The organism is Moraxella sp. CTOTU48268 (genome assembly GCF_032069585.1).
GTDB lineage: Bacteria > Pseudomonadota > Gammaproteobacteria > Pseudomonadales > Moraxellaceae > Faucicola > Faucicola cinerea.
Genome location: NZ_DAMALV010000007.1, coordinates 12,256 through 38,631, shown reverse-complemented (window position 1 = coordinate 38,631; position 26,376 = coordinate 12,256). Strand labels below are relative to the sequence as shown.

At 44.1% G+C, this 26,376-nt stretch carries 24 protein-coding genes; 16 read left to right on the top strand and 8 right to left on the bottom strand.

Translation table 11 applies throughout. The annotated features are described in order from the left end of the window. Positions 1-98 precede the first annotated feature (98 nt). The 5 genes from RT143_RS03950 (at position 99) to pdxJ (ending at position 4,095) form a co-directional block, all read left to right on the top strand. Positions 99-491: a DUF4845 domain-containing protein gene (locus RT143_RS03950; protein WP_309596599.1), complete on the top strand. Its 393-nt coding sequence runs from the start codon at positions 99-101 to the stop codon at positions 489-491. A gap of 86 nt (positions 492-577) precedes the next feature. Then, positions 578-1,363, top strand: a complete 786-nt coding sequence (gene rnc, locus RT143_RS03945; RefSeq protein WP_313091331.1) for a ribonuclease III — start codon at positions 578-580, stop codon at positions 1,361-1,363. 115 nt (positions 1,364-1,478) lie between these two features. Further along, positions 1,479-2,528 carry a GTPase Era gene (era, locus tag RT143_RS03940; RefSeq protein WP_313091329.1) on the top strand — a complete coding sequence of 350 codons (1,050 nt, stop codon included), beginning with the start codon at positions 1,479-1,481 and terminating at the stop codon, positions 2,526-2,528. Positions 2,529-2,550: 22 nt separating this feature from the next. Continuing rightward, positions 2,551-3,306 (top strand): DNA repair protein RecO, encoded by a 756-nt coding sequence (recO, locus tag RT143_RS03935; RefSeq protein ID WP_313091328.1) that lies wholly within the window; start codon positions 2,551-2,553, stop codon positions 3,304-3,306. 39 nt (positions 3,307-3,345) lie between these two features. Beyond that, on the top strand, positions 3,346-4,095 hold the full coding sequence (gene pdxJ, locus RT143_RS03930) for a pyridoxine 5'-phosphate synthase (protein ID WP_096489452.1): 750 nt from the start codon (positions 3,346-3,348) through the stop codon (positions 4,093-4,095). Between the two features lie 3 nt (positions 4,096-4,098). On the opposite strand, the gene RT143_RS03925 is transcribed toward pdxJ, so the two are convergent. Further along, entirely contained in the window at positions 4,099-4,662 is a 564-nt protein-coding gene (locus RT143_RS03925) for a GspH/FimT family pseudopilin (protein ID WP_313091325.1), read from the bottom strand. Between the two features lie 686 nt (positions 4,663-5,348). Here RT143_RS03925 and RT143_RS03920 point away from each other — a divergent pair. The 4 genes from RT143_RS03920 (at position 5,349) to RT143_RS03905 (ending at position 10,642) form a co-directional block, all read left to right on the top strand. Beyond that, positions 5,349-6,506 carry an OmpA family protein gene (locus RT143_RS03920; protein WP_313091323.1) on the top strand — a complete coding sequence of 386 codons (1,158 nt, stop codon included), beginning with the start codon at positions 5,349-5,351 and terminating at the stop codon, positions 6,504-6,506. Positions 6,507-6,672: 166 nt separating this feature from the next. Continuing rightward, the gene (gene typA, locus RT143_RS03915; RefSeq protein ID WP_313091322.1) at positions 6,673-8,511 is read left to right on the top strand and encodes a translational GTPase TypA; all 1,839 of its coding nucleotides are present in this window, start codon (positions 6,673-6,675) and stop codon (positions 8,509-8,511) included. A 194-nt stretch (positions 8,512-8,705) separates the two neighbouring features. Beyond that, positions 8,706-9,137 (top strand): large conductance mechanosensitive channel protein MscL, encoded by a 432-nt coding sequence (mscL, locus tag RT143_RS03910; RefSeq protein ID WP_036595296.1) that lies wholly within the window; start codon positions 8,706-8,708, stop codon positions 9,135-9,137. 92 nt (positions 9,138-9,229) lie between these two features. Then, positions 9,230-10,642: a D-amino acid dehydrogenase gene (locus tag RT143_RS03905; protein ID WP_472796618.1), complete on the top strand. Its 1,413-nt coding sequence runs from the start codon at positions 9,230-9,232 to the stop codon at positions 10,640-10,642. Here RT143_RS03905 and phoR read toward each other — a convergent pair. The 3 genes from phoR to dtd form a co-directional block, all read right to left on the bottom strand. Next, positions 10,617-11,924 carry a phosphate regulon sensor histidine kinase PhoR gene (phoR, locus tag RT143_RS03900; RefSeq protein WP_313091318.1) on the bottom strand — a complete coding sequence of 436 codons (1,308 nt, stop codon included), beginning with the start codon at positions 11,922-11,924 and terminating at the stop codon, positions 10,617-10,619. The two genes, RT143_RS03905 and phoR, sit on opposite strands and share 26 nt — an antisense overlap. A gap of 90 nt (positions 11,925-12,014) precedes the next feature. Further along, entirely contained in the window at positions 12,015-12,713 is a 699-nt protein-coding gene (gene phoB, locus RT143_RS03895; protein ID WP_313091316.1) for a phosphate regulon transcriptional regulator PhoB, read from the bottom strand. A gap of 190 nt (positions 12,714-12,903) precedes the next feature. Further along, positions 12,904-13,356 carry a D-aminoacyl-tRNA deacylase gene (gene dtd / locus RT143_RS03890; RefSeq protein WP_313091315.1) on the bottom strand — a complete coding sequence of 151 codons (453 nt, stop codon included), beginning with the start codon at positions 13,354-13,356 and terminating at the stop codon, positions 12,904-12,906. A gap of 151 nt (positions 13,357-13,507) precedes the next feature. On the opposite strand from dtd, the gene asd reads away from it, so the two are divergent. Beyond that, complete coding sequence (gene asd / locus RT143_RS03885) at positions 13,508-14,341, top strand: archaetidylserine decarboxylase (RefSeq protein ID WP_313091313.1); 834 nt, start codon at positions 13,508-13,510, stop codon at positions 14,339-14,341. 197 nt (positions 14,342-14,538) lie between these two features. Then, positions 14,539-15,774: a multidrug effflux MFS transporter gene (locus RT143_RS03880; RefSeq protein ID WP_313091311.1), complete on the top strand. Its 1,236-nt coding sequence runs from the start codon at positions 14,539-14,541 to the stop codon at positions 15,772-15,774. A 3-nt stretch (positions 15,775-15,777) separates the two neighbouring features. Here RT143_RS03880 and RT143_RS03875 read toward each other — a convergent pair whose 3' ends face one another. Together RT143_RS03875 and rlmH are read right to left on the bottom strand one after the other, a co-directional pair. Beyond that, positions 15,778-16,602 (bottom strand): DODA-type extradiol aromatic ring-opening family dioxygenase, encoded by an 825-nt coding sequence (locus RT143_RS03875; protein WP_313091309.1) that lies wholly within the window; start codon positions 16,600-16,602, stop codon positions 15,778-15,780. 157 nt (positions 16,603-16,759) lie between these two features. Beyond that, positions 16,760-17,266, bottom strand: coding sequence for a 23S rRNA (pseudouridine(1915)-N(3))-methyltransferase RlmH (gene rlmH, locus RT143_RS03870; protein WP_313091307.1), 507 nt, complete (start codon positions 17,264-17,266; stop codon positions 16,760-16,762). Positions 17,267-17,621: 355 nt separating this feature from the next. On the opposite strand from rlmH, the gene rnr reads away from it, so the two are divergent. Beyond that, positions 17,622-20,003: a ribonuclease R gene (rnr, locus tag RT143_RS03865; RefSeq protein ID WP_313091306.1), complete on the top strand. Its 2,382-nt coding sequence runs from the start codon at positions 17,622-17,624 to the stop codon at positions 20,001-20,003. A 178-nt stretch (positions 20,004-20,181) separates the two neighbouring features. Here the strand turns inward: rnr and RT143_RS03860 are convergent, their stop codons facing one another. Further along, positions 20,182-20,454 (bottom strand): hypothetical protein, encoded by a 273-nt coding sequence (locus RT143_RS03860; RefSeq protein WP_313091304.1) that lies wholly within the window; start codon positions 20,452-20,454, stop codon positions 20,182-20,184. 174 nt (positions 20,455-20,628) lie between these two features. After that, positions 20,629-21,417, bottom strand: a complete 789-nt coding sequence (locus RT143_RS03855; RefSeq protein WP_313091303.1) for an endonuclease/exonuclease/phosphatase family protein — start codon at positions 21,415-21,417, stop codon at positions 20,629-20,631. Positions 21,418-21,713: 296 nt separating this feature from the next. Between RT143_RS03855 and RT143_RS03850 the strand changes: the two genes are divergently transcribed. The 4 genes from RT143_RS03850 (at position 21,714) to RT143_RS03835 (ending at position 26,201) form a co-directional block, all read left to right on the top strand. Continuing rightward, positions 21,714-23,906 (top strand): M3 family metallopeptidase, encoded by a 2,193-nt coding sequence (locus RT143_RS03850; protein ID WP_313091302.1) that lies wholly within the window; start codon positions 21,714-21,716, stop codon positions 23,904-23,906. A 39-nt stretch (positions 23,907-23,945) separates the two neighbouring features. Further along, on the top strand, positions 23,946-24,197 hold the full coding sequence (locus tag RT143_RS03845) for a YheV family putative metal-binding protein (protein WP_100285209.1): 252 nt from the start codon (positions 23,946-23,948) through the stop codon (positions 24,195-24,197). A gap of 256 nt (positions 24,198-24,453) precedes the next feature. Continuing rightward, complete coding sequence (locus RT143_RS03840) at positions 24,454-25,671, top strand: hypothetical protein (protein ID WP_313091299.1); 1,218 nt, start codon at positions 24,454-24,456, stop codon at positions 25,669-25,671. A 29-nt stretch (positions 25,672-25,700) separates the two neighbouring features. Beyond that, a complete protein-coding gene (locus tag RT143_RS03835) occupies positions 25,701-26,201 on the top strand; it encodes a hypothetical protein (protein ID WP_313091297.1) in 501 nt (166 codons plus the stop codon). Positions 26,202-26,376 lie beyond the last annotated feature (175 nt).

The following is a 26,376-nucleotide window of genomic DNA, read 5'->3' as shown; positions in this document are numbered from 1 at the left end:
TTAAAAAATTGGATGTCAAAGCCTTTATTGTTGAGAATATTTAATTAACTAAAGCTTACATTAACCTATCTTGAGCGATGGTAAAAGGAGAATACGGCATGAACCTACCAAGTCATCAGCGCGGCGCCAGCGTCACGGGTATCGTGATTATGATTGTACTCATCGTCGTATGTGCCAAACTCGGTTTAGCTATTATCCCTGCCCAAGTCGGTCACTACCAACTCAAAAAATCGTTGGCATTTGAACTCAAAAAGTCCAATGACAATAAAGAAAGTGTCAAAGAGTTTTTAGGTAATGTCAATTCCCAATGGCATATCAACGGTCTCAGCCAAAAGGCAGAGGACGTCGTGGAAGTGGTGGATAATACGCCAGGTGCGATGTCAGTGAAATTGAAATACGATGAAGCAAACAACTTTTTTGGTAACGTCGATATCGTCAATCGCTTTGAAGATACCATTAGCGCAGAAGATGCCAAAGTCGCCAAGCAATAGTTATTGAACTTGTAGCCCCAATCTTAAGTAAGTGATAGCCATGTGATGATTTCACTGGCGAATACTTTTCTAACAATTTGAAGCAGATGAATTTACCAATCACTATCCCTACCTTTAATCTCAAAAAACTACCGCCACAAGTGCGTCAATTAACCGTGCTGTTTTATCAAATGGGTTATCAGTTTGATAATGTGAATTTACCCATTATGGCACTCATGCATCGCTCATTTGATAGCGAACACAATTATGAGCGATTAGAGTTCTTGGGAGATGCATTGCTCGGTGTGATCATCGCAGAAGCCTTGTTTTTGCGCTATCCCGACTATAATGAAGGTCGGCTCAGTCGCTTACGTGCGTCGCTTGTGCGCGAAGAAACTTTGGTGATTATTGCAAAACAGCTCAATTTGTCAGATTATTTGATTTTAGGGGTGGGCGAGCGTAAAGGTGGCGGTCGTCAGCGCGCCTCAATCTTGGCAGATAGCGTTGAAGCTTTGATTGGCGCCATTTATCTTGACAGTCAAAATTTTGACACGGTTAAAGCTTGTGTGCTGGCGTGGTTTGAAGATTTGTTCGAAAAAGTGAAAGAGCAAAAAGTGCTAAAAGATGCCAAAAGCCGTTTACAAGAGCTATTACAAGCACACCAACTTGCGCTACCACGCTATGAAGTGACCGAAACCATTGGCAATGCACCCAATCAAATTTTTGTGGTCAGCTGTCAAGTCGACATTATTTTTGACAATAAAACTGCCAAACCCATAGCGCCAACCCAAGCTTTAGTCACAGCACAAGGGGAAAGTCGCCGTATTGCCGAACAGCGCTGCGCCGAAGCCATGCTGACTAAAATCAGTGATTTGTTACCCCCACTGCGCTAATTTGCCAACCTGCCATACCGTCAACACCCAAATTTGCTGAAATGCTTACTGAAATTTGCTCAAAACTATTCTACAATAATTTGTACCCTTTAAACCAATGTTGAGATCCCACTTTATGTCTAACCAAGCAGACGCTACCCAACAAACCACCACTGACCCAGCTGTCGACAATCCATCAGCGGACAACAACCAGGATGTTATCAGTCAATTCTTTAGTGGGCAAAGCGAATCAGCGCCCGTGCGCGCAGTGGATTTTCGCACGGGTTATGTAGCCATTGTCGGACGTCCAAACGTGGGTAAATCAACGTTAATGAATCATGTGTTGGGTCAAAAATTGTCGATTACCTCGCGAAAACCCCAAACCACCCGCCATCGCATTATGGGAATTTTGACCAACGAGCAACTACAAGCAATTTTTGTTGATACCCCAGGTATCCATAGCCGCGAAGTGCGCGCTATCAATGAGCGTATGAATAAAGCCGCAACCTCGGCTTTAGCGGACGTTGATGCGGTATTGTTTGTGATTGATAGCCTAAAATGGGTGGAAGATGATGAGCTGGTGTTTGCCAAAGTGCAAAATTTGGGTGTCCCTGTGATTGCAGTAGTTAATAAAAGCGACACCATTAAGGACGAAGCTCAGCTGTTCGCGCTACTACAAAAATTGCATGATACCCAAGTATTTAGTGATATCGTGCCGGTATCTGCATTACGTGCGCACAACTTAGATGAGCTAGTACGAGTCATCGGTAAGCATTTACCGATTGCAGCGCCAATCTATGATGCAGAGCAGGTCACTGACCGTTCGGAACGCTTTTTAGCCAGTGAAATCATTCGTGAAAAAGTGATGCGGGCATCGGGCGATGAGATTCCTTACGATTTAACGGTACAAATCGATACCTTCAAGGATGAGCCCGCGCATCAAGACCCAAAAACAGGCAAATGGCGTAAAGCCGTAACCTTCATCGATGCCACGATTTTTGTCGAGCGTCAAGGTCAAAAGGTGATTGTCATCGGTGATAAAGGCGAAAAAATCAAACAAATCGGCATCGAAGCGCGCCAAGACATGGAAAAAATGTTTGATAAAAAAGTGATGCTAACACTGTGGGTCAAAGTCAAAAAAGGCTGGTCAGATGATGAGCGTGCGCTAACGAGCTTGGGCTACTAAGCAATAAGGCAAATAAGCTACTATGCGCAATCAACTGCTAACAGGTTATATTCTGCACCAAAAGCCATATGGTGAAAACCGTAGTTTGGTTTACCTGTTTAGTGAAGAATGGGGCGTAGTACATGGTATCGGTAAAAAAAACTTACCGCTATTTGTCCCCATACAATTTTTTGGCAATGGTAAAAACAGCCTAAAAACCTTCAGTCAAAGCCAGATTTTGCAAAATCACATTACCCTCACAGGACAAAGCCTGTATGCAGGCATGTATCTCAACGAGATTTTGCAAAAACTATTACCTGTTGAAGAGCCGTTTGCTGAGATATGGCAAGCATATCAGCAGTGCCTGGCAAACATGGCAACGCTGTTTGTCGACCCAGCGCAATCGCCACATGACATGACCCGTTTAAAGTGGTATTTAAGGCGCTTTGAAAATGTATTGTTTGAACAACTAGGCTATGGGTTCGATTTTGCTAAAGATGCATTAGGGGATTTAATAGTCCCATCGCAGCGTTATCAATACCAGCTACAGCAGGGATTTACGCCAGTTTTACCCTTGGATAAACCTGATATGTCAATAACAGGTGAGCAGCTGCTAATTTGGTATCAATGTTTACAAGATGAAGCTAGCTTTAACCAAATGATGCAACAAGATTTTGATTTAGCCAAACAATTGGTCAATAGCATCAGTGCCATGCACCGCCATTTGATGGATAATTTACTCAATTATCAAACCTTGCAAAGCCGAGAACTTTGGCAGCAGCTTACCCAATATCAATAAGCTTACTCAGTATCAATCATAGACAAAATAGGGAATGTCATGACCAGCAATCAACCCTTACTCGGTGTGAATATCGACCATATTGCAACGTTGCGTCAAGCGCGCGGCGTGGCATATCCCGACCCTGTGGCAGGGGCGTTAATTTGTGAGCAGGCAGGGGCGGATGGCATCACGCTGCATTTGCGTGAAGATCGTCGTCATATTCAAGATGATGATGTTTATCGACTTGCCAAAGTCATAACCACTCGTATGAACCTTGAAATGGCAGTCACTGACGAGATGGTTGCGATAGCCTGTGATGTTAAGCCAGCTTGGGTGTGCTTTGTCCCTGAAAAACGCCAAGAACTGACCACCGAAGGCGGGCTTGATGTGATTGGTAATCAGCACAAAATAGCCAGTGCGATTCAACAGTTACATCAGGTCGGCACTCAAGTATCACTATTCATTGATCCAGAGTTGGCACAAATTGATAAAAGCATTGCGTTGGGGGCAGATGCCATTGAACTACACACAGGCGCTTATGCTGACTATTGTTTGCAACATGACCAAGTTAAAATTAGCCATGAAATCACCCGTATCAAAACAGCCGTGACTCATGCCCACGAGGCAAAAGCAAGTTTACTGGTCAATGCAGGGCACGGTCTTACCCGTGACAACGTTGCACCCATTGCTGATATTGATGGCATCCATGAACTAAACATCGGTCATGCCATTATTGCAGACAGTGTGTTTATGGGACTTAGCGAAGCGGTTAGCGCAATGAGAAAAGCATTTACAGCAAAAGCCTAGCTGTTAGGAGCAGTTAAACTGTTCAACTGAGTAGGGCTTATATTTAATAATGCCTGTTTTGCTAAAACTTACCTTTAGTCGATTATCGACCTTACCATCTAAAGGGCAGTATTGAATATTACCCATATAACCAATGGGTCTAGCATTTTCTGGCTTAAAAATAATATAGTTGTTATTCAGCGAGATATTTGCCGTCAGCACCCCCCAGGACAAGTCTAACGTAAGCTGATGATTGAGTTTGTCTACCGTTGCCTCATAGCTGTTATTGTTATTTTTATCTATAAAGCTAATCAGCTGATGACCGCCAGTTGTCACGCAAGCCAAGTTATCATTGGCGACACAGGCTATCACAGGGTTTTGATAAATCAACGCCTCTTGTTTTGCGCTGCTTAAAAAATTCATTAAGCTTGAAGCGGTGCTTTTTGCTTCCATTTGCTTTAAGCTGTTGGTAATAGTAATCGAAGCCATCGCTACGATGATAGATAAAACAGCCACAACGACAACTGTTTCAATCAAAGTAAACCCCTGTCTTTTTATTGAGAACACGTTGGTTTTTGCATTATTCATTCTATTCATTCTATTAAAGCTACCGTTAAGTGATGATGGGATAACACAATAAACAACTTTAGTTCATTATTATATAGAGTTCAAAAGAATTAACAAACAAATATTGAACTATAAGGTAAGGCTGGTGGCTAGAAAGTGAATGAAAGCGACTAAAAAACTGAAGTTATCAGGGAATGGAATGTCTATTCTAGATAGTAAGGTTTTCACAGGCAAAGATGGGTTTAAATGTTCAAATACCTATTGTTACTGGTTCTAAAACATTATTAAGAAAAAACTGTTGTGACTGTAACGTAAATGTCTCCTTTATTTAGTAAGTGAATGTCACTAGAATGTATCATTTAGTGAAAGTATGAATTTAAGATATGGTAAATTTAAATAGACTGTATTAAAATCCTTCTCAAGATAAGTATATAGTTTTGATGTGTAATGTCGAATCATGATAGTTGTTGAATTTTTAGTATCGGGCGTAAGTGATTAGCTTGGCTACTAAAAAATAAAAATATAACATATTGTGATGTTCGTGTAATATTGTGTAGCAATGTAAAAAAAAGAGTTGTAAACACAATTTTTAGGCGTTAAGCTATATTTAACAAGTTCATAAATTGCATGTGATTTAATGTGTCATTTTGTGAATTAACTGTCAGGTTATTTTAATTTAAAATAAGCCAATCCTTTGGAGGACTTCTATGAAGCTAAATAAAATCGCTCTAGCAGTTGTTGCTGCAGCTGTTATGCCAGTAGCCGCTAACGCAGGCGTTACTGTTACACCTTTGCTACTAGGTTACCATTATGTAGATGGTATTGGTGATACTGAAGATAAACAAGGCGAACAATTTTTTGGCACTCACCAAGATAACGACTTGTACACTGGTGCAGGTATCGGTATCGAATTGACACCTACTATCGCACTTGAATTAGAGTACGGTGAAACTGATTCTGACGCATTGTATGCCAATGGCGATAAAGTTAATGGATGGGATTTTGAACAAAAATCATACTCAGGTAACTTTACTATCGGTACTGAAACCTTTAGTGGCTACACTAACAGCCCATTCAAGCCATATGTGTTAATCGGTGCCGGTCAATCAAAAACCTCAATGGCATTTGATGATGGCAGCAAAGCAACTTCTAAAGACACAATTGGTAACTTAGGTCTTGGTGCTTACTACCGTATAAATGACGCATTAAGCTTACGTGGTGAAGGTCGTGCGATTTATAACTTCGATAACGATTGGTGGGAAGGTCTAGCATTAGCAGGTCTTAACGTGGTTCTAGGTGGTCACTTGGCACCAGCCGCCCCAGTAGTTGAACCTACACCTGTTGAGCCAATCGTTGTGACTGATGGTGATGACGACCAAGATGGCGTATTAAATAGCGTTGATAAATGCCCAGGTACACCATTAAACGTTGTTGTAGATGCTGATGGTTGCCCACGTGAAATCGCACTTGACGATGCGTTACGTATGGAATTACGTGTATTCTTTGACAATGACAAAACTGTCATCAAAGATCAGTACAAACCAGAAATCCAAAAAGTTGCTGAAAAAATGAATGAATACCCAAATTCAACAGCTTCAATTGAAGGTCATGCTTCAAAAACTGGTCCATCTGCGCGTTACAACCAACGTTTGTCTGAAGCACGTGCAAATGCGGTTAAATCAATGTTAGTTAACCAGTTTGGTGTTGCACCACAACGTATTAGCACAGTGGGTTACGGTTATGACCGCCCAATCGCAGACAACAACACTGCTGAAGGCCGTGCAATGAACCGTCGTGTATATGCTATCATCACTGGTAACAAATCTGGCACAACCGTTCAAACTAAAGACATGAACGTACAATAATTAGTTATTAAATAAAAAAAGCTACCCTCGTTGGTAGCTTTTTTTATTTTTATTATCAGCTATAAACTCAACTTAGATAAATTTAATCTATTTTTAACGATAAGATGTTATACTACCGCGTGTTTTAATTTCCCTTCCTAGCCGAATTTTCAAGAGCTATTTTTTTATGTCAGATTCAATCAAAAATCTTCGCAATATTGCGATTATTGCCCACGTTGACCATGGTAAAACTACTTTAGTCGATAAACTGTTACAACAATCTGGTACTTTTGGTGAGCGTGCCGCAGAAGTTGAACGTGTCATGGACTCTAACGCATTAGAGCAAGAGCGTGGTATTACCATTTTAGCCAAAAATACGGCGATCAAATGGACCAATCCTAAAGACGGCGTTGAATACCGTATTAACATCGTCGACACCCCCGGTCACGCCGATTTTGGTGGTGAAGTTGAACGGGTAATGTCGATGGTTGACTGTGTGTTGTTGTTAGTTGATGCCGTTGATGGTCCTATGCCACAAACCCGTTTTGTGACCTCAAAAGCATTTGCCCGTGGCTTAAAGCCAATCGTGGTGATTAATAAAATTGACAAACCAAGCGCCCGTCCAGACTGGGTCATGGATCAGGTGTTTGATTTGTTTGATAATTTGGGTGCGACAGATGAGCAGCTAGATTTTCCAATCGTTTATACCTCTGCCATGAATGGTATTGCAGGGTTAGCGCCTGACGAGCTTGCAGAAGATATGCAGCCATTGTTTGAGACCATCGTAAATGTCGTTGAGCCACCACAGGTGGATACGGAAGGTCCATTCCGTATGCAGATTTCAAGCCTTGATTATGATAACTTCAAAGGTTTGATTGGTATCGGTCGTATTCAGCGTGGGTCAGTTAAAACCAATACACCTGTAACGATTGTTGATAAAGAAGGTAATAAACGTAACGGCCGTATCCTACAAATCATGGGTTACCATGGTCTCGACCGTATCGAAGTACCTATGGCACAGGCAGGTGATATCGTCTGTATCACGGGTATCGATGCGTTAAATATTTCTGATACTATCTGTGATCCACAAAACGTGGAAGCCTTACCAGCGTTAAGTGTCGATGAGCCAACCGTATCGATGACTTTCCAAGTGAACAACTCACCATTTGCGGGTAAAGAAGGTAAATTCGTGACGTCGCGCAATATTCGTGAGCGCCTAGAACGTGAGTTAATTCATAACGTGGCACTTCGCGTAGAAGATACCGACAGTCCTGATAAATTTAAAGTATCAGGTCGTGGGGAACTTCATTTATCTGTATTGATTGAGAATATGCGCCGTGAAGGTTTTGAGCTGGGTGTATCACGTCCAGAAGTAATTGTTCGTGAAATCGAGGGTGAGAAACAAGAACCGTTTGAAAATGTGATTTTTGACGTTGAAGAACAGCACCAAGGCGCGGTAATGGAGCAAATGGGCTACCGTAAAGGCGAATTGACCAATATGGAAGTTGACGGCAAAGGCCGTATCCGTATTGAAGCGGTTGTGCCATCTCGTGGTTTGATTGGTTTTCGCTCTGAGTTCTTAACCATTACCTCAGGTACCGGTATCATGACCTCAAGTTTCTCACATTATGGTCCTGTGAAAACAGGCGATGTGGCAAAACGCCAAAATGGGGTGTTGATTTCTATGGTGAATGGTACTGTATTGGGCTATGCGCTATTTAACCTTCAAGAACGCGGTCGTATGTTTGTATCACCACAAACTGAAGTATATGAAGGTATGATTGTCGGTCAAAACTCACGTAGCGATGACATGGTAGTCAATCCAACCAAAGCAAAACAGTTGACGAACGTGCGTGCCAGTGGTACCGATGATGCGATTATTTTAACGCCGCCAATCATTTTTACCCTTGAACAAGCGCTTGAATTTATTGAAGATGATGAGCTGGTTGAGGTGACACCTAAATCAATTCGTCTACGCAAAAAATACTTGACTGAAAATGAGCGTAAACGTAACGGTCGTAAATAATAGCGAGTCTACGCTATAAGCCTTGCGAAAAATCCTAACACTTATTTACAAAAAGCTTGTACCTGTTACAAGCTTTTTTAATTTAATCTACACGCTTGCAAAGCAAAGGTTTAAAATTTTATACAATTCCTTATGATAATAAGGGCTTTTTAGTCAACGATTGTAGCAACTATTTTGAAGGTAGGAGAAGTAATATGAGTATGATGTCAGAATTTAAAGAGTTTGCCCTCAAAGGCAACGTGATGGATTTGGCTGTGGGTGTCATCATCGGCGGCGCATTTGGTAAAATCACGACGTCATTGGTAGAAGATATTATTATGCCGATTATCTCTGCGATTATGGGCGGCAGAATCGACTTTACCAATATGTTTGTGGTGTTAGGTGATGTACCTGCAGGCACGGCTATGACGTATGATGCACTGAAAAAAGCGGGTGTGCCTGTATTTGCATATGGTAATTTTGTCACCATCTTAATCAACTTTATTATTTTGGCATTTATCATTTTTATGTTGGTGAAAGCTATGAATCGCCTACGCCGTCAAAGCGAAGCACAAGAAGCGGCTGCACCAGAACCTTCAGAAGAAGTACTATTGCTACGTGAAATCAGCAGTAAATTAAGCAAATAACGGTTTGTAAAAAAGCTGATAGATTAAAATTTCAGCCCATGTTATTTATAAATGAAAAAAAGCCTCCATGATAATTGGGGGCTTTTTATTGATTGCTAGTCAATCTACATTTTTTATCTATAGATATTCATCAGCTAACGACAGTAAGGCAAGTTATGACAAAGCAGGTAATCGTGCTTGGTGCAGGGGTGGTGGGTGTCACCACTGCTTGGCAGCTTCGACAAGCAGGGTTTGAGGTAACGGTAATCGAGCGTGAAAGTAGTTCGGCATTGTCAACATCGTTTGCCAATGGTGGGCAAATATCTGTGTCACATGCCACGCCTTGGGCAAATCCTGATACACCCTATAAAGCGCTAAAATGGTTATTTCGAGAAGATGCGCCATTGTTGTTTCGCTGGCGTCGGTTGTTGGGTTTATCGGGCAACGCGGGACAAGATACAGCCCCTGATATGGCGCTGTGGCGATGGGGTCGGCAGTTTTTGCAGCAGTGCAATGCGAAAAGTGCCGATGCTAATTTGGTGCAGATGGTTAATTTAGGATTATACTCTCGGCAAGTACTGGGGGAGGTTAGGGCGCAAACGGGCATTGATTATGACTGTCTGACACGCGGTATTATGCATTTTTATACCGATCATGCTGAGTTTCAGGCAGCGATAGCACCCACTAAGCGGATGCAGCAATTGGGTTGTGATCGGCAAGTAATTAGTGTGGATAAAGCGATACAATTAGAGCCTGCGTTAACTGGTATTGGCAAAGAGTTGGTTGGGGCGACTTATACCGCACTTGATGAATCAGGAGATGCCCAAAAATTCACTCATCGCTTGGCCGCAATTTGTCAGCAGCAAGGGGTAACATTTTTATTTAATACCGCCATCAAACGACTTATTTATCATAACCAACACATTGACGGTGTGGAAGTAATGTCCGTTGATAGCAGAGACAATACCGCTTTGCCAGCGCAGTCACAGATACTGTCTGCGGATGCGTATGTACTGGCGTTAGGGAGTTATAGTCCTGCCTTAGTCAAAGCATTGGGTATCAATTTACCCATCTATCCTGCCAAAGGCTATTCAGCCACGTACCCCGTAGTGCGACCCGATGAGACACCTTATGTGAGCTTGATTGATGATGAGTTTAAGCTGGTATACTCGCGCTTAGGCGATCGCTTGCGAGTAGCAGGAACGGCTGAATTTAACGGTTTTAACCTTGAGCTTAATCCCGTTCGTTGCCAAGCGATTACGCGGCGGGTAGGAGAGGTGTTTGGGGATGCGGTAGATTTGACTCAGCCAAATTATTGGACAGGGCTGCGACCGATGACACCGTCAAATGTGCCAATTATCGGTCGCGCGGTCAATCGCCAAGGACGTATTGATAATTTGTATCTCAACACCGGACATGGCACTTTGGGCTGGACGCACTCGAACGGCTCAGCAAAAGCGATTGCTGATATCATGCAAGGGCGTCAGCCACAAGTAAATTTTAACTTTGTGGGCTTACAGGATTAAGGGATTGGGTTGGAATACTGGCAGATTTTGGAAAGGTCACAGTGAAGGTCGAGCCTTTGCCAACTGTGGATGTAATATCCAAGGTGGCATGATGCTGATACAAGACATGCTTGACGATTGCTAACCCCAAACCCGTTCCGCCTGTCTCACGGCTTCGACCCGTGTCCACGCGATAAAAACGCTCGGTTAAGCGCTGAATATGGCGCTGCTCGATACCAATGCCATTGTCGGTCACGCTAAAACATACCCCCGCGTCACACTCATGCCAGCTAATACTAATCTCACCACCTTTTGGGGTGTATTTCATGGCATTGGTAATCAAGTTACTGAGCGCACTTCGCAGATAATCTTCATAACCCAAAATATGTAACGTGCTGTCGATATGCAAATGAATCATATGGTCGTATGACTTGTTGTACATCTGCGCATCGTCAAACAATTGCATCAGCATTTTGGGAATATCAATATCTTTGGGCTCAGCGGGCTTTTCATCGTTCTCTAGTCGAGATAATAACAGTAAGTCATTGATGATGTTATTCATGCGCTGACTTTGCTGCATCATCTGAGTAAACGCACGAGCAATACGCGGATCTAACTCAGGCTGTTCACTCAAAGTCTCTACATACCCCATGATGACGGTAAGCGGCGTGCGAAGTTCATGCGAAACATTTGCCACAAAGTCTTTTCGCATCTGTTCTAAGTGCTGAAAACGGGTGACATCATAAATCAGCAGTAATTTTTCTTGCCCAAATTTGGTAATCTTGCACTGCACATAGCGCTCGATATTAGACGGGTTATGGATACGCACACCATCGGGATAGTCTTCAATGTGGTGATAATATTGATGAAAAAGCGGGTTGCGAATAATGGTCAACACATTGCGACCTTGGTCGGGCGCTTTAAATTGAAAAAGCCGCTCGGCAGAGTTGTTCCACCATTCGATACAGTCGTTTTTATCAATCAGAATAATCGAGTCTTGCAATGCGCTCAGCGAGTCACGCACTTTTTGCACCAGCGAAACGGTTTGCTGATGCGCCAATTTCTCTTGGCGATTGACTTGGTAGATATTGCTGGCAACGACACTAAGGTTGGACTCAAATGCAGGCGGCGGCTCATCGGGGTTTTTGTTGTACCACGCTTTGAACCGTTGTATCGACCATAAAAAATATAGCTGATACAGGCAAAGCCCTATCGCCAGTCCCCAACCCCAAAACCCTAATAGCCCGCCAATCAACAGCCCGGCAACCCCAACTGTCACCACGCGTAAAATGCTCGCCCACATATTAATTTTTCTAGCATCCATTGAGAAAGCTTACTATAGCGAAGTTGGGATAAGTTGGCAAAAATTTCAATGCGATTAATCAGGCTATTGTTAGTCGATTTTATTAGAAAAACGATAGCCTGTGCCACGTACAGTTTGGATATAGTCCGCAAACCCAAATGGCTCAAGCACTTTACGCAGGCGGCGGATATGCACGTCAATGGTACGATCTTCGACATACACATTGCCACCCCACACTTGATCGAGTAGCTGGGTACGGGTATAAGCCCGCTCGGGATGACTCATAAAAAAAGCAAGTAGCCGATACTCTGTCGGTCCGATATCTACCGCTTTGTTATTGGCACTCACGCGCTGACTGGCAGGGTCTAGCAACAAGCCGCCCACATCAATGGGTTTTTCGCCTGACAATGCGCTACTACGGCGTAATACCGCTTTGATACGGGAAACCAATTCACGGGTGGAAAATGGCTTGGTGATATAGTCATCTGCCCCAGCGTCAAGTCCTTGAACTTTGTTGTCCTCTTCGCCTTTGGCAGTGAGCATGATAATAGGAATTTCAGAGAGCATTTCATCTTTTTTCAGGCGGCGGCATAAATCAATGCCTGATAGCCCATTGGGTAGCATCCAGTCTAATAAGATGAGGTTAGGACGATGATCGACCACCAAATGATGGGCTTGAGAGACTTCTGAGGCTTGCAAACAATCAAATCCTGCCATCTCTAGTGTGGTCACGATCATTTCTCGAATGGCAGGCTCATCTTCCACTACCAAAATAGTTTCATTTTTCATAAATTTCTCAAGCGATAAAAATAGGCTACTGTTTGTCAAAATAATTTTATGACAACAATATTACAATGCCCATATTACAACTTCAGAATATGACAAAAAAATGACAATGATAAGCTTTTATGGCTTTTATTTGTGGTTTTGTAAAAAGTTCGGCGTTTGACTCAATTTTTGATACTTAACACAGGTCGCATCACAGTTCAAAAATAAAATTTATCGGACCATCATTGCAACTGCTGACTTGCATATCTGCGCCAAATTCGCCTGTTTGCACGGCTGCATATTGCGTCTTGGCATACGCTACTATCTGCGCAAACAAAGCTTTGGCAGTGTCGGGCGCCATCGCGGGCTTAAAATCAGGACGCCTACCCGATTGGGTATTGGCAAGGAGGGTAAACTGCGATACTAACAGTAAGCCGCCATTAACCTCTTGCACGTTTTTATCCATTTTGCCTTGTTCATTTTCAAATACGCGATAGGTGAGGATTTTATCAATCATTTTTTGCCCCATCGCAAGCGTATCATCATGCCCAAGGCCAAGGTAGACAAGTACGCCGTGTGCAATCTCGCCAACGATTTGTTGTGGGTGAGGCGTGTGGTTAACTGCTACTTTGGCAAATTTCACCCGTTGTAGTACTGCTTTCATGATTTTTCCTATCTGTCAGTTTGAGCGTAAGCGGCTTAACTTAACAGCTAGCTTGTCGCTTAGCTCGTAGCCCAGTGTTTAATATACCGTGATTCTAAGGGGGATTTTGATTATAATAAGCTAACTTTAAAATGCCAATCTCGAGTAACTTATGACCTTGTTTACGACGTTACAATCGCTTGTCCCACAACGAAAAATCAGTGAAATCGCAGGTCGTCTTGCCCAAAGCCGTCATCCGATGGTGAAAAAAACCTTTATTCGTACCTTCGCTTCGGTGTATGGCATCAAGCTAGAGGAATATGCGCGCGGTAGCTTTTCTCAGTATGACAGTTTTAATGATTTTTTTACCCGGGAGCTCAAAGATGGCGCGCGCAAGATTGATGATGACCCAGATGCGCTGATCTGTCCTGCAGATGGCATGATATCGCAATTGGGGCAAATCGATAAAGACCAAATCCTGCAAGCCAAAGGCAAATCGTATGAAGTCGGGCAATTGCTCGCGGATTATGAACTTGGCAAAGCCATGCAAGAGGGGAGTTTTGTCACCGTGTATTTGGCACCGACCAATTATCACCGCGTGCATATGCCATTTGACGGTACTTTGGTAGAAACCATCTATGTGCCAGGACAGCTATTCTCGGTCAATAATGAGACCGCTGAAAACATTACCGATTTGTTCGCCCGTAACGAGCGCTGCGTGTGTGTGTTTGATACCGAATTTGGGAAAGCTTGTGTTGTGCTAGTCGGGGCGATGATTGTAGCGGGGATTGAAACAGTTGCCACAGGCAAAATCAAACGTAGCGATCGCGTGCAGCGTCAAACCCATCAAATGACGTTGAAAAAAGGCGATGAACTTGGGCGGTTTTATTTGGGCTCAACGGCGATTGTGGTACTACCCAAATCAGCAGGCATGGCTTGGGCCGCAGGTCTTTATAATTCAGTGCCGGTGACAATGGGTCAACGTTTGGGTACTTTTTTGCAGTAAGCTGTCAAGGTATTCGCTAAAAAAGGTAGCAAAGGCTGCCTTTTTTATGCTGTGTTTTAGCCAACCTGCATGGTTGATTGCTCACATAAACTAAACGATAACGAAAAATATTTTAGTAAAATTTGTTTATAATAGCCGACTTATGATTTTTGCCTACTTTTTTATTTAGACGCGCTTTTTTATTTAAATTGATCACTATGAACCTACCGCAACCACAACAGCCATCGCACGACTTAGACTATCCAACCGTTTGGATTATGATTTTGGGGTTGATTATCGCCATCGGCCCGCTGTCGATTGATATGTATTTGCCGGCCTTGCCCAGTATGGCAAAAGATTTTGGCGTGGCAACGGCTTTTATGTCCAATTCGGTGCCTGCCTATTTTGTGGGCTTGGTGGTCGGGCAGTTGTTTTATGGTCCGATTTCGGATCGAATTGGGCGCATCAAGCCCTTGTATGTGGGCATGGTACTGTATGTGATTGCTTCGGTGATGTGTGCCACCACCACCAATGAATACGTGTTATTTATCTCACGAACGCTACAGGCATTAGGCGCGTGTGTGGGAACAGTGGTGTCGCGGGCGATGATTCGTGACCGCTTGCATCCCAAGCAAATGGCAAAGGCATTTTCGCTGATGGTCCTAGTGATGGGGATTGCACCGATTTTGGCACCAAGCTTGGGGTCGTTGCTGTTAAAAGTCGCCAGTTGGCGGGTGATTTTTTGGTTTTTGGCGGGGTTTGGTATTTTAAATATCGTGCTGACCCGGCTGTTTCTGCATGAAACCTTGACCGATGAGTTTCGCAACAACCGTCCGATGAATGACGTGCTCAGTCAATACTGGGATTTGCTCAAAGATACCCAGTTTAATTATCCTGCGATTGGCGCAGGGCTGCTGATGGGTTCGATGTTTGTGTATATCAGCGCGGCACCTGAGCTAATTATGGAAGGGTATGGGGTGACGCCGCAGCATTTTAGTTGGATTTTTGGGATGAATGCGGCAGGTTTTATTGGGTTGACACAGGTCAACCAATGGCTGGTGAACCGTTATCGTCTAGTCAGCTTGCTGCGCTTTGGGGCGGTGATGCAAGTAATCGCGGCAGCGTGTTTGATGCTGCTAGGCTTAGTCTTTGGCACGCAAGCTTGGCTGCCGTTGGTGCTCGCCAGCATTTTTTGTTGTATTGCAGGGTTAGGACTTACTCAGCCCAATTCAGGTGCCATTGCTTTGGCATTTCAAAAACGCCGCGCTGGCATGGCGAGTGCCTTGCAAGGCTCACTCAACTTTGTCGTCGGTATTTTTGGCGGATTACTATTAAATATCCTGCCCTTTAATCCCGTTGCCAAGCTAGGTATTACCATGTTTATGCTCATGACTATTGGTGCATTTTTGGTATTTCAAATCGACAAAAATCTTGATGTGGCGGATGTGGACTAAGGGTTAATCAAACCGATACACATCCATACCCAAACTAAAATGAGCAAAACTTTCATGCACGATACTCATCTTTGAGCCTGCGCCTGCCGCAAAAAATAATGGCAATAAATGTTCAGGGGTGGGGTGATTGTGATGGGCAAATGGATGTGACCGCCAATCTAAAGCCGTTGGCATATGTTGTTTGAGTTTATGAATCAACCAATATTTAAATTCACGTGCCTCAGCATCCACCTCACCACTATCAAACTGTACCTGCGCCAAATTATGGGTGACACTGCCAGAGCCGATGATTAAGACTTGCTCTGCCCGTAGTGGCGCCAATAAAGCACCCAGCTGAAAACACGCATAACTATCAAAATGCTGCGGCAGCGAAAGCTGCACAATCGGCACATCTGCCTGCGGATACAAATGCACCAGTGGTGACCATACCCCATGATCAAATGGACGCAGTCGATTGACCGACGTGCTAACGCCTAAAGCCTGCAACTGCTGTGCCAGCTGCTCAGCAATCAGGCTATCGCCTTTGACAGGATAATCGATTGTATAAAGCGCTTTTTGAAAGCCGCTAAAATCATGCCAAGTAGCGGGCGCCGCATTGCCATTGATTTCTAGATGCTGGCTTTGCCAATGCGCAGAGATGATGATAATCAAGCGCGGTTTTGGCAGATTTTGCCCAAATTTATTCAGCGCTTGGGTAGTACGGTTGTTTTCGATGGCAATCGTCGGCGCCCCATGTGAGATAAACAAACTGGGCAAGGTATAAAGCTGGTACGGTGTTTGGGGTAAAAATGGCTGCAGGCTGATTGGTTGTTTTTCGGTTTTTTCCATCAATTTTCTTAAAGTTGCAGTGATAAATAGAAATGATAACGAATTAATAAGGATTAACTAAAAAGGATTAATAGGTTAAATAAGGGAAAAATTCGCAAAAACAAGCCATGTCAGCGATTTCATACATAATCAAACATAACAGGTTAACTGGAAAAACTTAAAAATAATCACCGCGGTGATACGGATGATGATAGATAATGGTCATAGCGCGGTACAGCTGTTCCATCAGTAGCACACGCACGAGCGGATGCGGCAAGGTAAGATTGGACAGCGACCATTTGAATGTCGCATGGGCTAATACCTCTTTTGAAATGCCATCAGCACCTCCAATTACAAACGCCATGTCATCCCCTATTTGCATGGCTTCGCCAACTTTAGCCGCTAAATCTTCAGTTGATAGATTCTTACCGCGGACGTCTAGGCAAATCAGCTGTTCGCGTTTGCCTGCTGAATTTTTGGCTTGGTGCGCTTGCAGAATTAACCCGCCTTCGGTGATGGCATATTTTTCAAGTTCGGCAGGCGAAGGGTTTTTGGCGCGTTTGCAGGCAGGGATTTCAACGATTTCGGTGCTGAGCATAGGCTGAATACGTTTATGATAGTCATCAAATCCCGTCTGCACCCAAGCTGGCATTTTTTGTCCAACGGCTAAAATTCTTGCTTTCATGGGTTCCCCTCTGTTATTTTTTTGACCAATCTATGTCACTGTCTATGTCACTGTGGCGATTCATTGTTAGCCATTGAACACTCATTATTGAAGCCAGCTATATTAAAATTAAAGCTTAATTAAAACTTGAAATGAACCATTATTAAAACCAACCATTTAAAAACGCTTGCAACGCACCCATATACAATGCAATAAAGCCTAAATCAACCTAAGCTGAGCTAGAGCCTGAACTAAAGCTAAGCTGAGCAACAAAATTTTAACATGATTTTATCGCTATGATGGATAATACTTCCCCTAGCATTTAACGAAGGTGATAAAATAATTTGCATGACAAAGTTTAAATGATAAATTTTAAATGATAAGAAAAGACGACAACAATATGAAAAATTGGCAAGACCCCAATGCCGCTGTTGAAGCAGCCAACTATGACAACCCGATTCCAAGCCGTGTACTGATTTTGCAAACCCTACTTGAGCGCGGACAAGCTACCCAACACGAGCTTGCGACGATTTTTGATTTAGATGACAACGAATACGACGCACTGGGCAACCGCTTAAAAGCCATGCTGCGGGATGGACAATTAAGCCGTGATGCCGACGGTGGCAATCCTTACATTTATCGCCCACTGACTGAGAACGATGCCGTGACTGGCGTGGTCGCTGCCCATGCCAAAGGCTTTGGCTTTGTGGTGCTTGAGGATATGCCGGATTTATTTTTGAATGAAACTGAAATGCGCTGGGTATTTCATGGCGATAAAGTAAAAGCCGTCGCTACTAGCACCGACAACCGTGGTCGTATGATGGGTCGTGTGCTGTCGGTGGTGTCCCATGCCCAGCTACAATATATCGGTAAACTTGCAAAAGATGACGATGGTTATTTTGTAGAACTCATTAGCCCAAACAATCATCAACCGATTACGGTGACGGAAGAAAACGTCGAAGCGCTACAACTCAAAATTGGTGACCCCGTTAAAGTCGATATCATCGACTATCCCACCCAGCATGAATACGCGACAGGGAAAATTACTGAAAGCTTGGTCGATGATAACGAGCGTGAATTGATTATCAAAACCACGCTGCTAAATTACGATATTCCCCATGAGTTTAGCCCAAAAGTCATGCAACAAGTCGATGCGTATAAAGAGCCGACGCAAAAAGACTATCAAGACCGTATCGACTTACGAGCCTTACCGCTAGTCACCATTGATGGCGAAGACTCGCGCGACTTTGATGATGCTGTCTATGCTGAAAAACGTCGCGGCGGTGGCTATCGCTTGGTGGTCGCGATTGCCGATGTCAGTCATTATGTGACTGCCAACTCAGTACTTGACCAAGAAGCCTATGAGCGTGGTACATCAGTGTACTTCCCGCATTTTGTGGTGCCGATGCTCCCTGAAAAACTCTCCAATGGGCTTTGCTCTCTAAACCCAAGTGTTGACCGCTTGTGTATGGTAGCCGACATCATACTATCGCGTAGCGGCAACGTGACCAGCTATCAGTTTTATCCAAGCGTGATGCACTCTCAAGCGCGATTGACTTATAACCAAGTCAATGATTATTTTGCCCAAGCGCAAGGGGAAACGCCCAAAGCCGAAGTGCCTGTCACTATCACGGGTAATAAAGCGGTCAAAAAATCGATTGATGTGCTGTATGATTTGTACAAAGTGCTATTGGTCAAACGCGAACAGCGCCATGCGATGGATTTTGAAACCCAAGAGACTTATATCAAGTTTGATGAAGCAGGCAAAATCAGCGCCATTGTGGCACGGACGCGTGGTGACTCGCATAAGCTCATCGAAGAGATGATGCTACTTGCCAATACCTGCGCGGCTGAATTTTCGCTTAAGCATGAATTGCCGGTTTTGTATCGCAATCATGATACCCCAGAGGCAGAAAAAGCCGCTCGTGTCAGTGACTTTGTGAAGCATTTTGGTTTGTCATTTCCTGAAGAAAACCCGACACAGGCAGATTATCAGCGTATCATTGAAGCGACACGCGAGCGCCCTGATGCGATTAGTATCCATAGCGTGCTACTGCGCTCCATGCAGCAAGCCAACTATGCACCGACCAATATCGGACACTTTGGGCTGGCGTATGAAGAGTACAGCCACTTTACCTCACCGATTCGCCGTTACCCCGACTTGATGCTACACCGTGCCATCAAAGCCAAAGTGACTGGCAAAAAGGCACCGCTGCCAGATTGGTCACTAGAAGATGCGGGTGAGCAGACCTCAATGACAGAACGCCGTGCCGATGAAGCCAGCCGTTTTGTTGAGCAGTGGCTCAAAGCCCATTATATGAAAGACCATATCGGTGAAGCATTTGATGCGGTGGTTACCACAGTGACCAATTTTGGCCTGTTTGTGACGCTTACCGATTTATTCATTGATGGCTTGATTCATATCTCGCATTTGGGCGAAGATTACTTTGTATATGATGACAAGGCGCAGCAGTTATTTGGTGAAAAATCAGGACTGGTGTTTGGAATCGGTGATAAAATCCGTGTCAAAGTCGCTGCCGTCAATATGGAGACCCAGCAGATTGATTTTGATTTGGTGGCACAGCTGGAAAAATCGTCATTTAATAATCGCGGTAAAGGCAAAAGTCGCGGTCAATCGCAAACGGTATCCACTCCTAACGCTCGATCCAATCCCAACGCGCCATCTAAGCCAAATGAGAGCACTAGGAAAGCAAAAAGCGCTAAAAATAAAAGTAACGCGCGCAACAAATCTCGTTAATGAAAAAAAGGGCAATACAATTTGCCCTTTTTTTATCGTTGAGACAAATACCTGCTAGAACAAAAAACGTCTTTGCCTACTTAATCTTAGCTATTTAATAATAGCGACTTAATATTAGCCACTTGATGCGCTTTAACCCGTGTTGCTTGGCGGTACTAGCAGCTAATACGTCAAGTTATTATTGCGTGGTTTTTTCTGCGCTTGCCAAATTATTGGATGACGTTTGGGCGGCTTGATTCAAATCTGTTGTTGCCTTATCAAGTACTTGTTTGGGCTGCTCGCCAATCAATGACGTATCGTTTGATGGTATGGTTAAGGGCGCCGAGGCGGTACTACTATTGGCTTGGTTTGACGCAATGACTTGCTGGGTACGATGTGATGATATTAGGTTGAAAATGGCGAGTGCGGTGATGCCTAATATTGCAAAAATAATGAGTAATTTTGGTTGCATGAGAATTTCCAGTGTAGCGTCAATTTGGCTAACCGATGTCTAAAGCCTGACGTCTAAAGTCTGTGGCTTAAAACGTCAAATCGGGTTTCGCTAGGACAAAAATTGACAGTCATGTCTATAAAATTTGGTATGCTACCTTGCTGCAAAAATCATGCAAGTTTAATCTGTTAATGTTTAATCTGGCAGCAGACTGACTTCGGCACTAATTGGCAAATGGTCAGAGAGATTTGACCAAGGTTGTCCCTTATGCACCCAAGCACGGTGTACTTGTAGGTTACGCACATAGATACGGTCAAGGCTTAATACCGGAAGCTTGGCAGGGAAGGTGGGCAGTAATTTGCCATGGTGGGTCAGCACGGCTTCTTGTAAATTAAGGTCACAGCCAAGCTTTTGACAGGATAATTTTTTCCAGTCATTGAAGTCGCCTGCCAATATCAGCGGCGTGGATTGGTCGATTTCGTTATTGATATACTGGCTTATCACCTCATATTGTTTTTCACGGTCATTTTCCCTTAAGTTTAGATGCGCGCAAAGCACGATGATGGGCGTATGCCAGCCTTGGGGCTGGATTTCGCAGTGCAATACACCACGCTGCTCAAGGCGGCTCACTGTGATATTGACATTGTGTTTGGGGTCGAGCGGATGGCGACTTAGCACCGCATTGCCATGATGACCGTGGTTATATTCGACGTTTTTGCCATAGCTGTTTTCAAGCTGTAGATACTCGCCAAACCATTCATGTTGGGACTGGTGGGGAAATTCATTGTATTTCACCACGCGTTTGAGATTTTGACCTTGGACTTCCTGCAAACAGATAATATCGGATTGCACTTGGTTAAGGGCAGCAGCGATGCCTTCCATTTTGACAAAACGATTGAGGGGTGACATGCCTTTATGGATGTTATAACTGGTGATGATTAGACTGTTTTTTGGTTGTTGGGCGCCTGCTACTTGGTTAGACACTATTTTGTTAGATGCTACTGGGTTAGGTGTTATTTTTTTAGGTGTTAGTGAGCGCATAATAAAATCACAGTGATAAACATGGCATTATTTTAACGTGAAATTGTACCGCTGGCTTGTTTTGACAAAAAATTGTCACAATATAATGGTTGTCGACATTTATGTCGCAAATGTATGTAGCAAACCTATGTAGTAAAATGGGGTGGCTTTGCCAAGCGTTGCGGTTTTTATGCTAAAATTTTGGGCAATGACGACTTTTACTTTCAATCATCAACGAGCAATAAAAATTGGAAAACAGTATGACCAACGATGTAGAAAATCCGACAAAAAATTTGCACCTTGTTGAATTTAATCAATTAGCGCTTGAGCGACTCAAGACGGCAATCGATGAGGCGTTGGCGAATGGACATGCGTTTTTAACTATGCTCGATGATGAAGCTGCACAAGCTAATAGCCAAGTTAACGATGCACAACTCAGCAGCCAACAAGCGCTAAATGATATCATCGCCTTTGACCATGTGAATTTGGCATTAGACCGTAGTTGGGGCTTGCTATCGCACTTAAATAGCGTGGTCAGTGATGAGCCAATCCGTGCGCTGCACCATGCATTATTGCCTGCGCTTTCTGCCTACGGCACGGCGGTTGGTCAACATCTCCCGCTGTATCAACGCTATCAGCGTGTGGTGAGCGATCAGCCATTTTTTAACCGTTTAGAGCCGGCAAGACAACGCTCGTTGACCTTGGCGCTACAAAGTTTTGAGTTATCCGGTGTGGGTTTGGGTGAGGCGCAAAAACAGCAATTTGCCACCCTTGCCAGCGAGTTATCTACGCTATCAGCTAAATTCTCCGATAATGTGCTCGATGCTACCCAAAGCTACTTTTTACCGTTAAGCGAATCGCAACTGGCAGGACTGCCTGAATCTGCGCTTGCCATGCTGGCAGATGCGGGTAACCGATACACAGAAAAATTCCCTGAGCAAGTATTGGCAACGCCTTATGTGGCGACACTTGATATTCCAGTCTATCTTGCGGTGATGACCTATGCTGATGACCGCGAGTTACGCGAAACATTGTATCGTGCGTATGTCACCCGTGCCTCTGAATTGTCAGCGCAGCCAGAATTTAACAATGCCGATATTATGGCGGATATCTTGGCAAAACGCGCACAAAAAGCCCAGTTGTTGGGCTATGACAATTTTGCTGAGTTATCGCTTGCCACCAAAATGGCGGACAATGTCGACACTGTAGAGCAGTTTTTACGGGATTTGGCAGATAAAGCACGACCCTTTGCCATGCAGGATTTAAAACAACTGCAAGTTGAAGGTTTGGCGTTTGGCATCGGTGATGAGGGCGATGAGGTGCGACCTTGGGATACGGCGTATCTGGCAGAAAAAGTTAAACAACGTCAATTTAATCTATCGCAAGAACAAGTGCGTCCGTACTTCCCAGTGCCGACGGTCATCGCAGGCTTATTTGAGATTGTGCAAAAACTGTATGGCATTCAGATTGAAGATAAAACTGCAAGCACACAGCGCTGGCATGATGACGTGCGTTTTTATCAAGTTTTTGATGAACACCAGCAGCTTATCGGTGGTTTTTATTTTGATTTATATGCCCGTCCTGGCAAACGCGGTGGCGCATGGATGAGTGGCTTTCAAGCGCGTTATCAACACGATGATAGCGGTTATCAGCAGTTACCTGTTTGTTTTATGGTGGCAAACTTTACCCCTGCGCCAACGGGTGCACAGCGCGGCAAACCCAGCTTATTAACCCATGATGAAGTGTTAACCCTCTTTCATGAGTTTGGACATGGGCTGCACCATCTGCTGACTGAAGTGAATGTGGGCGATGTGGCAGGCGTGAATGGCGTCGAGTGGGATGCAGTTGAGCTACCCAGTCAGTTTATGGAAAACTGGGCATGGCACCCTGAAGGGATTGCATTAATCAGCCGTCATGTCGATACCGGTGAGACATTGCCAGAGAGCATGCTACAAAGTATGCTCGCTGCCAAAAATTTCCAAAGCGGCATGCAAACCCTGCGCCAACTGGAGTTTGCGTTATTTGATTTGTTATTGCATGCCAAAACCCCAGCACCCGACTATCCACAGTTATTGGCGTTACTCGACAGCGTGCGTGCCGATGTGTCGATTATGCCGACCGCCAGTTATAACCGTTTTGCCAATGGCTTTAGTCATATTTTTGCAGGGGGCTATGCGGCAGGGTATTATTCTTACAAATGGGCAGAACTGTTGTCAGCCGATGCGTTTAGCAAGTTTGAAGAAACCAGTATTTTTGATAAAAACGCTGGCAAATCGTTCCGCGATAACATTTTAGCCAAAGGCGGTAGCCAATCTGCAAAAGCCAACTTTGAGGCATTTCGCGGTCGTGAAGCCCGTATTGATGCGCTGTTACGCCACTCGGGATTTTTAACCAGCAGCTATGATGAACTGCTGAGCGATGACACCGATAACGCCAACACCCAAGCTTGGTAACACGGTTGTCAAAATACAGGCTAGTAAAAAGAAGAAACTATGAGATATCAATCCAATCGCCCCAAACGTCAATTTTTGGCAGGGGTGGCTTGTCCAAGCTGCAAAGCACTGGATAAAGTTGTTCAGATTCAGCTATATCAGCCCGAGTATGATGAGTATATCGAGTGTACGGCATGTGGCTACACCGAGCGTCGCCCAACACCCGATGAGATCGTTGACATTCAGCAATCCAATCATCAGGAAACCGTTCATTATGGCGACGATGGCGCAGGTATTGTTAGGTTTAAATAAGCCAAGTTTAAGCGGTTTGGGTAAATTTTGACAAGGTTAACGAGTTTAAGCGTCCCTGATACAATTAGGGTGGTCAAAGTATGGCGGTCAAAGTAGGTTTTTGTCTCAAACGTTGTTATTTTTGATTGCGGTTTGTTATAGTAACAAGCAAACGAATGTACACCATCGTTTTCATGCCAGCTTGGCATATACATCGCTAGCATGAAATCGTACAGACATCTGACCCGCCCGACATGGATAGGGATATTGACCCAACATGAAATTATTTAGCCTAAAAAAAGACAATGACTCTATAGCCCCGACTAGCGAAGATGCCCATCCATCATCACAGCTGGCTGAAAATCCAACGACAGGCGTGTCAGATAATGCGTCGCAGCTTGATACAACTAATCAGCCGCCGATGCAAGCGACTAAATCTCCAGACACATCTCCAAACACATCCCCAGAAACGACAGCAATCACAAATGCGTTTTCGCTAGATAGCATTGATTTGAACCAGTTAGAAGATGAATTACTTCATGGCAAAACGGACTATACGGCAGATAACAGAAAAGCAGCTCATACTGTCGCGCCCAAAAAGCTGAGTTTTGATGATTTTGATTTGGATGAGCTACCCAGCGATGTTGAACCCAACACCACTGTGACTCTCCAAGACACTGCTAATACAGCGACAGTGTCACAGCCCGTACCGTCACAGACAACCGATAATGCGCTGATATTTGATATTGATAACCTACCGCTAGAAGCTAAGTCAGCCCTAGACCTAGAACTAAGTCTAGAATTAGACAAGCATAGCGCGCAACCACAGCCCATCGCACCACAAAGTAGTGATGAAAATAGTGATAAAAAAATTATCGAGACTATCGAGGCTATTGAAACGACGCCACCCGTTGTATTAACCAAAACAAAACCCGAAAGTAAAGCGGTTATCGCTCAGACGCCAAATCCATTTTTAAGACCGCCAAGTCAACCACTAGCGAAACGGACATTAAAAAAACGCAATCAACTTGGGTTGCTAGTGGGTGCAGGGTTGGCACTGGCTGCCTTAGCATGGTTTTTTATGGGGCAGTCAAGCGAGCCCAACAAATCCACTGAGCAATCACAGATGCAGACCCAAGCACACGCAATACCCAAAACTGCAGCGCCTATAGTAAAACCACAAGCTAGCGCTAGCTTGCCTGCCGCCTCAACCATCGCAGTGGATGCTAACTCTAGCTCAGCCCATGCGACCGCAGCGCTACCGGCAATCACGCCAGAAGAAATTTTTGCGCCGACACTGCCTGAAGATCCGGCGATTGCCAAAGAAGAGCTGAGTCGACTGTCAGAGCAGAGCGCGCAGCTAAAAGAGCAAGAAACCATGATGCAAGACCAGCTGCGTATGATGAATGAGCTGAGTAGTAAAAAAGAAGAGCGTATCCAGCTGCTAGAACAGCAAGTTGCACAGCTTGAACAGCAAAAAGCCGCCAACAAATAACCACTAATAAGTAACTGGAAAGCTAAGTAGTGCTGACCCAAGTCGATAAAAAAACCTTATTTCAAGACCGCTATCAAGCGCTCATTATGCCCGTCCCGGTGTCAGGTGTTTTTCGTCATCGCACCTTACTTAAGTACCAATCGCTGTATCCTGAGCATTACACCGTTTACAAGCAAGCCTGTGAGCGTTTGCAGCTGTTGCTCGGTGATGTGTTACAGTTTACCCCGCAGCGTGATTTGGCGGGTATGGCAGTCGGCGGGGCGTTGTCAAAGCCTCAGTTCATCGTGGATATGGCAATCACAGAATTTGCCGAAGATCCGCCGCATGTTGAGTATATGGTGTCAGCGTTACAAAAGTTAGAAAAAGTTGTGTTTGATTGGGGACGGTATCAAGGTATTCGCCGTGTGGCAATATTGGCAAGTGATGAACTCATTTTGCCAAAAGACAAAATTTTTGATGACGATATTTTGCCATTAATGGAAAAATACCTTCAGCCCGTGAGTAATTTGAATGTGATGGTTTATCGCTAACGCTATTAGTTTAAATGGTTTTCAATGATTAAGATTTTATCGAGGGCTACTCGGCGATTCATTGTCGCCATCGGCATATTGCAAGTAGTAAAATGCCAACGGGGTCAAAACCTTCTTATTTCTTATTATCGGGCATTTTTTCTAATTACTGTAATGATGTTTTCATAGCGTTTGC